The following is a 13,378-nucleotide window of genomic DNA, read 5'->3' as shown; positions in this document are numbered from 1 at the left end:
GGCGGCCTGGGAGCTGCCGCCGTGCCGGTACGGGCCCTTGTCAGGGTGTGCTGCAGGTGATGGACGGGTTGGAGACGTTGCCGCTCGGCGCGTTCGCGGTGAAGCCGAACGACGCCGAACCGCCCGGCGCCAGGTTCGAGTTCCAGCCGACCGGCTTGACCGTGACGACGTTGCCGCTGGTGCTGGCGCTGCCGTTCCAGAGGGCGGCGATCGTCTGGCCGGAGTTCAGGGTCATGACGACCGTCCAGGAACTCACGGCGCTGCTGCCGGCGGTGATGGTGACCTGGCCGTTGAAGCCGTTGTTCCACTGCGCGGTGCGGGTGTACGCGCAGGTGACGGTGCCGTCGTCGCCGCCGTTGTCGCCGCCGCCGTCGTCCCCGCCGCCGTCGGAGGTGCCGCCGAGGGCTTCGAGCGTCGCGTCGTACGCGGGCTTCTTGTTGTAGTTGTCGTCGAAGAGCAGCGCGGCGCCCTCACCGGGGAACGTGTCGGGGACCCACGAGTACTTGTCGGTGATGCCCCACACGGTGATGACGGTGCAGCGCGACACGGCGAGGCAGGCGGAGACGACCTTCTTGTAGTCGTTCGCCTGGGTGGCGAGCTTGGAGCTGTCCGCCGGGGTGTTCATGCGGATGTCGAGCTCGGTGATGTGGACGTCCACGCCCAGCGCCGCGAACCGCTCCATGTTGGCCTGCATGTCGGACGGGACGTTGCCCAGCGTCAGGTGCGCCTGGAGCCCGACGCAGTCGATCGGGACACCGCGGGCCTTGAAGTCCTTCACCATGTTATAGACGGCATTGCTCTTCGCGTTCTGGCCGTCGATGTTGTAGTCGTTGTAGCAGAGCTTGGCATTGGGGTCGGCTTGGCGCGCGGCCCGGAACGCCTCCTCGATGTAGCCGTCGCCGATGACCCGCTGGAAGACCGAGTCGCGGCGGGCGCCGGACCCGTCCTGGAACGCCTCGTTCACCACGTCCCAGTAGTTGATCTTCCCGGCGAAGTGGCCGGCCTCCTTCGCGATGTGGTTGCGCATCACGCTGAGCAGGTCGTCGCGCGACGAGATGCTGCTGACCCAGCCGGGCAGTTGGTTGTGCCACACCAGCGTGTGCCCGCGGATCTTCATGCTGTGCGCCTGCGCGTGGCTGACGAGCTGGTCGGCCGCGCTGAAGTTGAACGAGTCGCGGGACGGCTCGGTGGTGTCCCACTTCATCTCGTTCTCGGGCGTGAGCTGGTTGAACTCGCGGTCGAGCGTGGAGACGTACGCCGACTCGCCCATGTGGCCCTGGGCGGCCGCGGTTCCGAAGACGCGGCCCTTGGCGGCGGCCGCCTCTCCGAGCGTGCCGGGGGCCGCCGACGCGGGAAGCGCCACGGCCACCAGCATCGCGAGGAGCAGTGACACCGCTCCCAGCACTGCGGTGAGTGCCTTTCTCATGGTTTCGTTCCTCCTAGAAGGGTGGGGGTTGAGCGAAACCCGGCCCGCCGGCTTTCCGGGGGCCCGAGATAAGAGGTCCTGAGCCCTCCGGTGTCGACCACGATCTTCTGCACGACGACCGTGGGGTCGACCATCCAGAGCCTCAGGGTGTGCGTCCCCGATTCGGTGATGGTGTGGGTCGTGGCGGTGCGGTTCACGTTGTCGGACGTGTTCCGCTCCCACTGCTTGTTCATGGTGGTGTCGTTCGCGCCGGTCCGAGCCGTCGCGTTCACGACCTGCGGTTGCTCGTCGTCGATCGAGACGGCGTATTTCAGGCCGTCGGTGGAAAGGACGCTGTTCCTCGGCGACATGTAGACCCAGACCTTCACCGGGCCGGTGGTGGTCAGCGTCATGTCGTATTCGAGGCGCGGGCCCTCGCCGGGCGGCTGGCTGGGGGCGGTGACGGGGAACGGTTCCATTCCGGCGTCCGTCCGGCCGATTCCGGGGACGCGCTTCCACTGCGCCGCCGCCGTGTCGGTCGCGCGGCTGTAATGGTCGGCGTTCATGGAGACGTAGCCGCCGGCCTCGACGAAACCGTGCGCCCGGTACGAGGTCGGCTTCTTCACGACGGCCTGGACGGTCACGGTGCGGCCGTCCGGACCGGAGATGTCGATGGGCACGCGGCTGGTCCCCTTGGGGGCGCGTGACCAGTCGATCCACACCGTGGCGCGGATCTGCTCGTCGACCTGCCCCCGGTCATGGGTGACCCGCACCCAGGGCTCGGCGGGGGAGATCGTGTACTGGAACGGGTCGGACCCGCGGTTGAACACCTCGATGTACTGCGCGGGGCCGCTCTGGTAGGGGCTGAACTCCGGCAGGACGGCCTCGGACTTCGCCTTCGGCCACCACTCGTCGGAGCCGTCGATGGCGACGCCCATGTCGGAGCCGGCGGGGACGTCGATCCGCTGGAGCTTGGGGAAGATCTCGTCCGGCAGGGCCACGTTGTCGCGCTCCGGCTGCTGCCAGGGCGCGTTCGGGCCGTACCGCTCGACATCGCCGTAGCCGATGTGCGGCTGGCTCTGGAAGCCGTCCCATTTCCCGCCGGCGAGTTCGGTGTTGTAGTGGTTCGCCATCGCCTGGTCGTCGGCGAACCGGGCCTCGGCGAGATCGGCGTACTCGTTGGTGGCGGCCCGCCCCTGCTGCGCGTACAGGATGTTGGTGAACTCGGCGTCCCGCAGTTCGTACAGGTTCGCGGTCGCCTTCACCTGGTAGTAGACGAGCTGGTAGTAGGCGTCCTGGTACGCCTCGGGCAGTTGCTCGCGTATCCGTTCCGCGTGGGCCGCCAGGCGCTTCCAGCGGGCGGTGACGGTGGCCATTTCCCTGTACTGGTTCAGGTAGAACGGCGTCTGCTCGTCGTCGTAGACGACCGCGCTGGAGTCGGTGGACAGGTCCTTGCCCGGGTCGACGGTGATGCGGCGGTTCAGCAGTTCCGGCTTGCGCAGGGCCTGGAGGTTCCCGTACGTGTCGAGGACGTCCGCGATCTCGTCCGCGTGCTCGGTGCCGAAGTTCTGCGCGGCGTACTGCCGCTCCCATTCCCTGAGTTTCCGCAGCGGCCACTTGTCGGGGTTCCACGCGTAGTCGAGGAAGAACTGGAGCGGCAGCTCGTCGTTCTTCATGTCGCCGACGTTCGCCCCCCACAGGTTGCGGATGCCGTACTGGTACGACTGGTGCAACTGCTCCCAGGTGTTGCCGAGCTGCGCGGTGTCGACCCACTTGTAGTTGCGGCCGCCGCCGACGTAGTCGAAGTGGTAGTAGAGCCCGTAGCCGCCGCTGCGCGCCGGCAGGCTCCGGTCGGGCATCTTGCGCATGTTGCCCCAGTTGTCGTCGGTGAAGACGACCGTGACGTCGTCGGGCACGCGCAGCCCCCGGTCCCAGTACCGCTGGACCTCCTTGTAGAGCGTCCACACCTGCGGGGTCGCGGCCGGGTCCTTGCCGGTGACGTCGCCGAGGATCTCGCGCTCCTTGGCGATGATGTGCTGCATCAGCTCGATGCCGTCGCCGTCCGGGAGGCCGACGTCGCCGTTCCCGCGCATGCCGAGCGTGACGACGCCCTCGAAGTCCTCGTCGACCATCCGCTGGACGCCGTCTCTCCAGTACTTCTCGATGGCGGCGGCGTTCCGGCGGTAGCTCCATTCGCCGGTGCCGCCGTACGGGTCGTGGCCCGGCTTCACGATGGTGCCGTCCGCATCCCGCTGGGCTGGGACGGCGTGCCGGTTCCACTCCTCGATGCCGCGCATCATCGGCGCCTCGTGGGACGTCCCCATGACCACGCCGTACTTCTTCGCGGTCGCGTGGTTCAGCGGATCGTCCTCGGCGAACGCCCGCCCCCAGACCGCCGGCCACAGGTAGTTGGCCTTCAGCCGGAGCATCGTCTCGAAGATCTTGGCGTAGAACTCGTGGTTGAAGCCGTTCGGATGACCGGGCGCCTTGCCGTTCCCGAAGAACTTCGGCGCCCACCGGTTCAGCGCCGGATTCTCGTCGTTGATGAAGAAGCCCCGGTACTTCACCGCGGGCGTGCCCTGGGTGTGCCGGCCCGGCTTCACATAGAGCGCGCGCCGGTGGGGCGACGGGACGTCGTCCCAGAAGTACCAGGGCGAGACGCCGATGTTCTTCGAGACGTCGTACGCGCCGTAGATCGTCCCGCGCTGGTCGCTGCCGGCGATCACGAACGCGCGGCGCACGCCCGGCATGGGGTGCTCCACGACCTGTTCGAGGGTCGTCTCCCACTTGCCCGCGATGCCCTTCACGTCGAGCTTCCCGGACGAGACGAGGTCGTTGATGAGCGGGCTCCGGCCGATCGTTCCGACGATGACGACGTCCCGCCCGGACGGCGCCCTGCCTTCCACGGCATCGACGGCCTGCGCGACCCGCGGTTTCACGCCGGTCACGCGCTCGACGTCGGCCTGGAGGTCGCCGACGGCGCGCACGACGCCGGGGAAGTCGGCGCCGCTGACCACCAGCGGCGCGGCCCTGCCGTGCTCGACGAGCGGGAAGTACCCGCGCCCGTCGCGGAAGGAGATGTAGGACGCCGGGTCGCCGGGGCGGGGCTTTCCGTGGCCCGCGGGCCCGGCGGCGGCCATCGCGGTGGCGGGCATGGCGGTGAAGGCGACGACGGTCGGGACCAGGGTCAGGAGGACTTTCCACGTCCGCGGGGATCTGCCCATCGGCGGTCTCCTCAGTGGGGGAGCGACCTCGAAATGTTTCGATATCTTTTCGAGAGTAGACTGGAAAATAACCCCAAGCGTCCCTACCGTCAACCGTTTCCATCGGCTTTCAGTGGTCAGAACGCCACGAGACGGAACACCGCGAGACGGCTCGGAAGCGTGATCATCGCTCCGAAATTTTTCGGAGACCAACGCCGATCCGCGATGAACGACTGCCCGGCTGGGCATCATTCAGGAAGGCAAGCGGAACCCGTGTCCGGGGGCCTTCTCGTTCCTCTGCCGAACAGCACCGCGCCTTGGGCGGGAGGAAGAGGGATGACCATGGACCGCCGCGCCGACCTCGTCCTGGAGGGCGGCGGCGTGAAGGGCATCGCGCTGGTCGGCGCGATCGCGGAAATGGAGGCGCGCGGCTACCGGCTCGGTGCGCCGGCGCGCATCGCGGGCACGTCGGCCGGCGCCATCGTCGGGTCGCTGCTGGCCGCCGGGATGCCCGTCCCGGAGATGGTCCGGGTCATGCGCGGCGTGGACTACCGCTCGTTCCAGGACGGCTGCCGGTTCGCCGTCGTCCGCGGCCTGTCGCTGCTCACCACCCTCGGGCTGCACAAGGGCGACGCGCTGCACCGCTGGGTCGCCGCGCGGCTGCGCGACTGCGGCGTCGAGACGTTCGGCCAGCTCAAGCTGCACGACCCCGATTCGGCGCTGCCGCCCGAGCACGCCTACAAACTCGTGGTCGTCGTCTCCGACATCAGCAGCGGGCGCATGGTGCGCCTGCCGTGGGAGTACGGGCGCTACGGCCTCGACGCCGACGACCAGCCGGTCGCGGACGCGGTGCGCGCCTCGGCGTCCATCCCCGTCTTCTTCCGGCCGTGCCGCATCTGCCGCGAGGACGGCCGCAGGTGCGTGCAGGTGGACGGCGGCATGCTGTCCAACTACCCGATCACCATCTTCGACCGGGAGGACCGCGAGCCCCGCTGGCCGACGTTCGGCGTGAAACTGTCCGCGCGCCCGCAGCCCGGCCTGTTCCGGCAGTGGCGCGGCGTGCGCGGCCCCCTCGGCTACGGGCGGGCACTGGTCTCCACGATGGCGGAGGCGCACGACCGGGTTCAGATGGACGAGCCGTCCATCGTGGCCCGCACGATGTTCGCCCGCACCGGCGGCGTCCTCGCGACCGACTTCGACCTGGACGCGCCGGCCCGCGACCGCCTCTACGCCGCCGGACGCGAGGCCGCCGCCCGCTTCCTGGACCACTGGGACTACGACGCCTACCTGGCGCGGTACCGTCCCCGGCCGTCACCGCACTGACCAGGTGATTTGCTGCTTTTACGTAATTACGTAGTATTGGAGTCGTGGCTGAGGAGACCCTGGCGGAACGCGTCGCGCGCCTGGAGGAGCGGGTGGCCCGGCTGGAAGGGCCTGGTCCCGCCGCCGAGCAGGAGCGCCCCGACGGCGCCTTCTGGGCGCTGGACGGGCTGAAGGACCGCGTCGCCGACCCCGGCGGCGTGCTGTTCACCGGCTCGGTGACGCTGCCGGCCGGCGAGCACTACGAGTGGCAGCAGGGCCACCCGGTGGACGACCTGCTGGCGGACGACTGGTCGCGGGCCGCCGAGACGCTGAGCGCGCTGGCGCATCCGGTGCGGCTGCTGCTGCTCCGCGAGATCCTCCAGGGCGCCCGGACCACCGCCGAGCTGGCCGCCCACGAACGCCTCGGCACGACCGGCCAGCTCTACCACCACCTGCGGCAGCTCGTCGCCGCCGGCTGGCTGCGCACCACCGCGCGCGGGCAGTACAGCGTCCCGGGCGAGCGGGTGGTGCCGCTGCTCACCGTCCTCGCTGCGGCGCGCCGCTGATGGGCGGGGCGGCCCGCCGACCGATCCCGATCGAAGGAGAGAGATGCTCAGGACGATCGCCCGCTTCCGGACGGTGCTCCTGCTGCTCGGACTGCTGGTGTGCTTCACCGAACCCCTGTACGGCGTCGGCGCGGTCTGGTGGGCCGGGCTCGTCCTGATCGTCGCGGGGGTCGTGCTGTTCTTCGTGCCCGGCGGCGTCCCGGACCGCGAGCCGGTCGTGGTGCGCAGCCCGGTGCGGGGCCGCTGGGCGGCGGTCAACAGCCCCGCCGACAAGGTGCCCAGCCACGGGACGCACGAGCTGGGCCAGACGTACGCGATCGACCTCGTCCACGTGCCCGATCCCGGACGGCCGTGGACCCCGCTCCGCCGGTGGCCGCTCGCGGCGCGTCCGGAGACGTTCCCGGCGTTCGGGCAGGACGTCCTCGCGCCCGCCGACGGCGTCGTCGTCCAGGCGAGCGGCCGGCAGCGCGACCACTGGAGCCGGAACTCCTGGCCCGCCTTCCTCTACCTGCTGGTCGAGGGCATGCTCTTCCGCCAGCTCCTCTCGCTGCTGACGCTGTCGGGCGGCCGGTTCGTCGTCGGCAACTCCGTCACCCTCGACCTGGGCGGCGGCGTGTACGCGGTGTTCGCGCACCTGCGCCGCGGCTCCGTCCGGGTGGCGAAGGGCGACCGCGTCCGGGCGGGCGACGTGCTCGGCGAGGTCGGCAACTCCGGCAACACCTCCGAGCCCCACCTGCACTTCCACCTCATGGACCGCCCCGGCCCGCTCGCCGCCGCGGGCATCCCCTTCGCCTTCCCCTACGAGAGCGGCGGCCGGACGGAGATCGGCGTCCCCAGCGCCCGCGCTCCGTTCACCGCCACGGGCGCGGACTCGCCGGCGCCCGGCCGCTGACCGCGCCACCTGCGGATTTCGCATTCGGGTGACCGGTAGAACGTGCAAACGTGTGATTTCACTTTTTGCCGTATATAACGCTCAGGTCGCCCGAATGCGTTGATCGTCGTCCACCGTTGTGCCACTCTTACCGGTGCCCCGGCAGACGGCGATTCCCGCTCGCCCCCACCGCGCCCCTGCCGTGCTGCCCGCTGCTCGCGCCCAGGTGGAGAGGCCGCTGTGAGGAAACGCCGGATCGGCCGGGACGTCGACGCATCCCCGTTACCGGCCGAGGCGCGCCGGTGAGCTGGTGGAGGCGCAGGTCGGCGGCCGGATATCCGGCCGTCCACGTCCCGCCCGATTACCGCGAGCCCGTTCCGGCGCCCATTTCGTCCGCGCCGCGAATGGCCGTTCCGGACGTCATGATTCCCGGTCCGCTGAGCGATCCGGACACATGGCCGGAGCTGTGCGAACGATTCTGCCTGCAGTTCCTCGTCCTCGCGGAGAAGATGCGCCCGGCGATGGACCTGCTGGAGGAGAGCGAGGAGGACCCGGACCGCCTGGAGGCCCTCTACACGATCGACCACGGCGTGACCCGGATGCGGCGCGCCGCCCGCGACCTGCGGGTGCTCGCCGGCCGGGACGGCGAGGCGCTCTCCGGCCCGGACACCTCCCTGCTGGACGTCGTGCGGATGGCCGAATCGTCCATCGAGCAGTACCGGCAGGTCTCGATCCTGCGCGTGGTCGACCTCGCCGTCCCCGCCTACGCGGCGGAGGACCTCGCCTCGCTCGTCGCCGCGTTGCTGGACAACGCCACCCGCTACTCGCCGGGGAACGTGACCGTCAGCGCCCGGCTGCTCGACGACGGCGGCGTGATGATCCGGATCGAGGACTCCGGCATCGGCATATCGCCCATCCAGCTGGACGCGCTGAACTCGACGCTCGCCGGATCCGTGCCGCCGATGACGGGGGAGACCGCCCGGTCCACCGGCTTCCCCGTGGTGCACCGGCTCGCGCGCAGGCACGGCATCGGCGTCCGGCTCGCGGCCCGGGCGGCCGGGACCGTCGCGATGGTGACCGTTCCGCCCGCGCTCCTCTGCGAGATCCCGGCGGACGAGCCCGCCGCCTCCGCCGGCTCGCGCGCCGGCGACGCGTTCGCGGGGATGGCGCACCTCGCCATGGCGCGCGGCGCGGAGAGCCCGGCCGCGGCCCCGGCCGCGCCCGTCGACGCGACCGCCGCCGACGCGGGGAGCGCGGCCGACCTCGGCGGGCTGCCGCGGCGGGAGCGCGCGAGCCTGCGCCCGGCCGGCCGGGACCCCGCACCGGTCCCGGGCGCGGCAGCGGACGGCGCGCCTCCGCCGGCGTCCGGCGCCGGCTCGTTCGCCGCCGACCTGGACGCCTTCACCGCCGGGACGCGCCGTGACGCAGACGAGCCCGCCGCGGGCGGACGGGAGGAAGGACGGCAGTGACGAGCATCGCCGCCACCGGGCCCAAGGGCCCCCAGGACTTCGGCTGGCTGCTGGAGCAGTTCGCCTCCGCCACCCCCGGCGTCACGCTGGCGCTCATCGTGTCCTCGGACGGCCTCGCGCTCGTCCAGTCCGGCCCGATGCCGTCGGAGTTCGTCGACCCGATGGCCGCGCTGACCAGCGGCATGATCAGCCTCGGCAACAACATCGCCAAGCACGTCGGCGCGGGCGGCTGCGACCAGGTCATGCTGAAGTTCGCGTCCGGGCACCTGCTGTTCATGGGCATCGGGCACCTCGCCGGCCTCGTCGTCCTGGTCGGCGAGGGCGCGAACCTCGGCGGCGTCGCGCACGAGATGACCAAGTTCGTGCACGCCGTCGGGCACGTCCTCACCCCGCAGATGCGCGACGACCTGCGCCGCATGACCGAGCGGGCGACGTCATGAGCGCCAACCCGTGGGTGCGGCCCTACGTGCTGACCGGGGGACGGACGCGCGGCCGCCGCCACCTGCTGGTGCACACCCTGGTCTCCGGCGGCGGCTACGACGCGGCGTTCGCCGAGCGGCTGCTGCCCGAGGCGAGGGCGCTGTACGAGCGGGTGCACGCCGTCGCCGAGTCGGTCGCCGAACTGTCCGCGCACTGCGGGGTGCCGCTCGGAGTGACCCGCGTCCTGCTCGCCGACCTGGCCGCCGGCGACCGGATCGAGATCCTCGCGGAGGGCGCCTCGCCGTACGACCCGCACGTCCTGGAAAGAGTGATCGATGGTCTACGCGAGCTCGCCTGACCCGTCCGGGCCGCGGCCCGGCGTCCCGCCGCGCCGCGGCATGACCTCGGTGAAGCTCGTCGTCGCGGGCGGGTTCGGGGTCGGCAAGACCACCCTCGTCGAGGCCATCTCGGAGATCCCGCCGGTGAACACCGAGGCGTGGATGACGCAGGCGGCCAAGACCGTCGACGCGCTCGACGGCGCCGGCGGCGGCAAGACGACCACGACCGTCGCGATGGACTTCGGCCGCGTCACCCTCGCGTCCGACCTGGTGCTGTACCTGTTCGGCACGCCCGGCCAGCCGCGGTTCTGGCCCATGTGGGACGACCTGTGCCGCGGCGCGAGCGGCGCCGTCGTCCTGGTGGACACCCGGCGGCTGGACGTCTCGTTCGCGGCCGTCAACTACTTCGAGAACGACTCCGACGTCCCGTTCATCGTCGCGGCGAACCTGTTCGACGGGCGGCAGACCCACCCGCTCGGGCAGGTGCGGGAGGCGCTCCGTCTGGACGCGGACGTCCCCCTCGTCAGCTGCGACGCCCGCGAGCGGGCCTCGGCGGTCGACGTCCTGACCCGGACGCTCGGCCACACCCTGGACCGCACCGCGGGCCGCGCACCGGCCGCCCGCTGACCCCCCGAGGAGGAGACAATGCGCAGGATCCTGATCGTCGGGGCGGGGCAGGCCGGCCTGCAGCTCGCCCTGAGCCTGCAGGCCGAGGGCTACGAGGTCACGGTGATGTCGGCGCGGACGCCGGACGAGATCCGGGGCGGCCGCGTCATGTCGACGCAGTGCATCTTCTGGCCGCAGCTCCAGATCGAGCGCGACCACGGCCTGAACCTGTGGGAGGACCGCACCCCGCGGATCGTCGCGCAGCGCGCCACCGTCGCGGCCCCGCCCGGCACCCGCGCCTTCCAGACCCTCGGGCGCTGGGACCACTACGCGCAGTCGGTCGACCAGCGGGTCAAGATGGCCGGCTGGCTGGAGCTGTTCGAGGAACGCGGCGGCGCCACCGTCTACCACAGCGTGATGACGTCCGACCTGGAAGGACTGGCCGCCCTCTACGACCTGACGGTCATCGCGGCGGGCAAGGGCGAGCTGGTGGAGCTGTTCGATCGGGACGCGAGCCGCTCGCCGTACGACCGTCCGCAGCGGAAGCTGTCGTGCATCTACCTGCACGGCATGACGCCGTGGCCCGACCACCCCGAACCGCACGTGCGCATCACCGCGACGCCCGGAGTCGGCGAGCTGTTCTTCATGCCGGGCTACACCAACACCGGCCCCTGCGACATCCTGCTGTGGGAGGCGGTCCCGGGCGGGCCGTTCGACTGCTGGGACGACCGTCCGAGCCCCGCCGACCACCTCGCCCGCACCCTCGACCTCATGCGGCGGTACGTGCCGTGGGAGTACGAGCGCACGGTGGACGCAGAACCCACCGACGCGCGCTGCACGCTGTACGGGGGCTACGCGCCCGTCGTCCGGCATCCGGTCGGGACGCTGTCGCCGACCGCGCACGTCCTCGGCATGGCGGACGTCGTCGTCGCCAACGACCCGTGCACCGGCCAGGGCTCCAACAACGCGGTGCGGTGCGCCGAGACCTACTTCCAGGCGATCCTCCGGCACGGCGAACGCCCCTTCGACCCCGAATGGATGCGGCAGACCTTCGAGACCTACTGGGAGTACGCGCAGTACCCCACCGCCTACACGAACATGATGCTCGGGCCGCTGCCCGAGCACGTCCAGAAGGTCCTCGCGATCGCCGCCGAGAACGAGGCGGTCGCCTACCGCTTCGCGTACGGCTACGCCAACCCCGGCGACTTCGCCAACTGGCTCCTCGACCCCGCCAAGACCGAGGACTACCTGGCCACGGTCATGGACCAGAAATGACCTGAGAGCGCGGACGCATGGGACGAGAGCCGCCCCCGGGCCTGGGGCGGCTCTCGTCGTCTTCGGGGGTCAGGGAGCCCAGGGGGAATTGACGGCCCACGTCACGTCGGCCGCCCAGCTTGCGGACGCGTCGAAGTCGTGGGACCCGCCGTTGCCGGCGATGTAGACGGTGTTGTTGTAATGGCGAATGAAGCGGTCCGGGTAGTTGTAGGAGGCGAAGGAGGTCCCGCTGCCGCTCTTGCCGGGCTGCGGGCAGAATGTGGCGTCCGCGCGGAACAGCGCGCTGCCGTCCATCGGCTGCCGGTAGAGCTGGTAGTTCGAGTGCCGCAGGAAGTCACCGGGGTAGTTGCGGGACTCGAACGACACGCATGAGTTGTTCGCGAGGCCGCGCCGCACGATCCAGGAGCCGTCGTTCCTGTCCAGCGCCGAACTGCCGGACGAGATCTCCGAGGTGACGACGTTGTCGTTCTGGTGCCGGATGTAGCGGGTGGTGCAGCAGGCCGTCGTCGCGCGCAGCGAGACGGTCGAGCCGGGGGTGAGGCTGCCTCCCGCGACCGGGCTCGGGGCGCCGTAGCCGACCGACACGATATTGGCCTGGACGGCGTTCTCCGCCGCGTCGCTGGGCAGCCCCGAGGTCATCACGCCCTCGAAGAAGTTGCCGATGGCGCTGTTGCTGTTGTCGCCGCCGATCCCCAGGATGATCGCGCCTTCCTTGTGCATCGGCGAATAGCCCGAGCGCGATGTCGGCAGCGGACCGGAGTAGCGCGTGGACAGCCCGCCCGACTGCGCGTTGCCGTCCTTCAGAGCGAAGTAGTTCGTCCCGTTGTTCTTCAGCGTCGCCGTCACGAACGGATTCCGGTTGCCGGTGTATCCGGAGTTCTCACTGCCGCCGCTGTCGGACTGGAACAGCCCGTTCTCCAGGTCGGCCATCACCCACGGCCCCGATCCGTGGCACGGCGAGAACCAGCACAGGGTGCCGAAGTAGATGGCGTCCATGTGGCCGTTGCCGTTGTCGAGGTTGTTCGTCTCGGCGTTGCCGTAGTCGAAGCAGCAGCCGCTGTTGACGTGCGTCCCGGACGTGACCATGTACATCCCCTCCGGCCGGCCGCCGGTCGCGATGCCCGAGGTCGAGTTGTCGCGGTAGCCCATGCGGCCGGAGAACGACGCGCCGTAGACGGTGTGGCCGCCCGCCGTGACCGGCAGCGCGTCCGCGGGGACCGGGTCGTCCTGGCCGCCGACGCCGCCCGGCGGCGCCGGGGTGAGGTCGTTGTGCCGGGACGTCTGGTCGTAGATCACCGAGATGACGCACGTGGTGCCCGCGCAGAACGCGTCCTGCGAGGCGGCGTCGGCGTAGCCGCCGGCGCCGAGCACGCCGATGTCGCGGGTCGCGCCGTCCGAGGCCCGGCGCACCTGGTAGAGCCGGCCGCCGTACGAGCCGAACAGCGCCCGGGTCGTGCTGTGCGCGGCGACGCACGGCGTGCCGGCGGAGGCGTAGATGTCGCACGGGAGCGTCCCCGCCGCCAGCGCCCCGCCCGGCGTCCCGGCCACGTTGGCGGCGCCGAGCGCGACGACCGCCGCCGCGAACAGGACGGCCTTTTTCCAGCGCGCGAGCAGTAACCGAATCATCGTGCGGACCTTCCTTCCTGCTGCTGGACTTCATTTCGCGAGAACGCGGCAGTGCCGTGGCACCGGGGACGGTTGGGAGTTAGCGCTCACATCGGCAATGCGATGGCCCTTCGACAGCGAGGAGGTCACTTCATGTGTGCATGGTCGCGGTCGCGAGGGTGTTCACGCCCTTGGTGGCCGATTGAGATCCAGGTCGGATGTTATCGCTAACATTCTGCTGCCGACATCGTCCTCCCTGAGAGGAAGGGGGCGTCGTTGAGAGGCGGTGGTGTGAGTGCATACCACGCCGCGAGCCGT

Annotated in this window: 11 protein-coding genes; 8 read left to right on the top strand and 3 right to left on the bottom strand. The window is 70.7% G+C overall.

Annotation, left to right across the window (positions count from 1 at the left end; all coding sequences use genetic code 11):
- Window positions 1–40 precede the first annotated feature (40 nt).
- Both ABFX46_RS00600 and ABFX46_RS00595 read right to left on the bottom strand, forming a co-directional pair.
- Entirely contained in the window at window positions 41–1,426 is a 1,386-nt protein-coding gene (locus ABFX46_RS00600; protein WP_346039347.1) for a glycoside hydrolase family 10 protein, read from the bottom strand.
- Entirely contained in the window at window positions 1,423–4,629 is a 3,207-nt protein-coding gene (locus ABFX46_RS00595; RefSeq protein WP_346039346.1) for a glycosyl hydrolase 115 family protein, read from the bottom strand. The genes ABFX46_RS00600 and ABFX46_RS00595 overlap by 4 nt, the downstream gene beginning before the upstream one ends.
- 315 nt (window positions 4,630–4,944) lie before the next feature.
- Between ABFX46_RS00595 and ABFX46_RS00590 the strand changes: the two genes are divergently transcribed.
- From ABFX46_RS00590 to ABFX46_RS00555, 8 genes are all read left to right on the top strand, one after another.
- Window positions 4,945–5,931 (top strand): patatin-like phospholipase family protein, encoded by a 987-nt coding sequence (locus ABFX46_RS00590; RefSeq protein WP_346039345.1) that lies wholly within the window; start codon window positions 4,945–4,947, stop codon window positions 5,929–5,931.
- Between the two features lie 44 nt (window positions 5,932–5,975).
- Window positions 5,976–6,476 carry an ArsR/SmtB family transcription factor gene (locus tag ABFX46_RS00585; RefSeq protein WP_346039344.1) on the top strand — a complete coding sequence of 167 codons (501 nt, stop codon included), beginning with the start codon at window positions 5,976–5,978 and terminating at the stop codon, window positions 6,474–6,476.
- 43 nt (window positions 6,477–6,519) lie between these two features.
- Complete coding sequence (locus ABFX46_RS00580) at window positions 6,520–7,368, top strand: M23 family metallopeptidase (protein ID WP_346039343.1); 849 nt, start codon at window positions 6,520–6,522, stop codon at window positions 7,366–7,368.
- 281 nt (window positions 7,369–7,649) lie between these two features.
- Window positions 7,650–8,816: a sensor histidine kinase gene (locus tag ABFX46_RS00575; protein WP_346039342.1), complete on the top strand. Its 1,167-nt coding sequence runs from the start codon at window positions 7,650–7,652 to the stop codon at window positions 8,814–8,816.
- On the top strand, window positions 8,813–9,256 hold the full coding sequence (locus ABFX46_RS00570) for a roadblock/LC7 domain-containing protein (protein WP_346039341.1): 444 nt from the start codon (window positions 8,813–8,815) through the stop codon (window positions 9,254–9,256). Before ABFX46_RS00575 ends, ABFX46_RS00570 begins: the two co-directional genes overlap by 4 nt.
- Window positions 9,253–9,594: a DUF742 domain-containing protein gene (locus ABFX46_RS00565; RefSeq protein ID WP_346039340.1), complete on the top strand. Its 342-nt coding sequence runs from the start codon at window positions 9,253–9,255 to the stop codon at window positions 9,592–9,594. Before ABFX46_RS00570 ends, ABFX46_RS00565 begins: the two co-directional genes overlap by 4 nt.
- 40 nt (window positions 9,595–9,634) lie before the next feature.
- Window positions 9,635–10,201 carry a GTP-binding protein gene (locus tag ABFX46_RS00560; RefSeq protein WP_346039980.1) on the top strand — a complete coding sequence of 189 codons (567 nt, stop codon included), beginning with the start codon at window positions 9,635–9,637 and terminating at the stop codon, window positions 10,199–10,201.
- A gap of 18 nt (window positions 10,202–10,219) precedes the next feature.
- Window positions 10,220–11,455: a styrene monooxygenase/indole monooxygenase family protein gene (locus ABFX46_RS00555; protein ID WP_346039339.1), complete on the top strand. Its 1,236-nt coding sequence runs from the start codon at window positions 10,220–10,222 to the stop codon at window positions 11,453–11,455.
- 69 nt (window positions 11,456–11,524) lie between these two features.
- Here ABFX46_RS00555 and ABFX46_RS00550 read toward each other — a convergent pair whose 3' ends face one another.
- A complete protein-coding gene (locus ABFX46_RS00550; RefSeq protein WP_346039338.1) occupies window positions 11,525–13,081 on the bottom strand; it encodes an alpha-L-arabinofuranosidase B in 1,557 nt (518 codons plus the stop codon).
- Between the last annotated feature and the right edge of the window lie 297 nt (window positions 13,082–13,378).

It is taken from the genome of Actinomadura chokoriensis, from assembly GCF_039529475.1.
Classification (GTDB): domain Bacteria; phylum Actinomycetota; class Actinomycetes; order Streptosporangiales; family Streptosporangiaceae; genus Spirillospora; species Spirillospora bangladeshensis.
Note: the sequence above shows the minus strand (reverse complement) of the source record. Positions and strands in the feature narration are given on the sequence as shown.

What these genes read in the sequence shown, in the direction of transcription:
- ABFX46_RS00590 (WP_346039345.1), top strand. Translation starts at nt 4,945, where the DNA reads ATGACCATGGACCGCCGCGCCGACCTCGTCCTGGAGGGCGGCGGCGTG.
- ABFX46_RS00550 (WP_346039338.1), bottom strand. Translation starts at nt 13,081, where the DNA reads ATGATTCGGTTACTGCTCGCGCGCTGGAAAAAGGCCGTCCTGTTCGCG.
- ABFX46_RS00580 (WP_346039343.1), top strand. Translation starts at nt 6,520, where the DNA reads ATGCTCAGGACGATCGCCCGCTTCCGGACGGTGCTCCTGCTGCTCGGA.
- ABFX46_RS00555 (WP_346039339.1), top strand. Translation starts at nt 10,220, where the DNA reads ATGCGCAGGATCCTGATCGTCGGGGCGGGGCAGGCCGGCCTGCAGCTC.
- ABFX46_RS00595 (WP_346039346.1), bottom strand. Translation starts at nt 4,629, where the DNA reads ATGGGCAGATCCCCGCGGACGTGGAAAGTCCTCCTGACCCTGGTCCCG.
- ABFX46_RS00600 (WP_346039347.1), bottom strand. Translation starts at nt 1,426, where the DNA reads ATGAGAAAGGCACTCACCGCAGTGCTGGGAGCGGTGTCACTGCTCCTC.
- ABFX46_RS00565 (WP_346039340.1), top strand. Translation starts at nt 9,253, where the DNA reads ATGAGCGCCAACCCGTGGGTGCGGCCCTACGTGCTGACCGGGGGACGG.
- ABFX46_RS00560 (WP_346039980.1), top strand. Translation starts at nt 9,635, where the DNA reads ATGACCTCGGTGAAGCTCGTCGTCGCGGGCGGGTTCGGGGTCGGCAAG.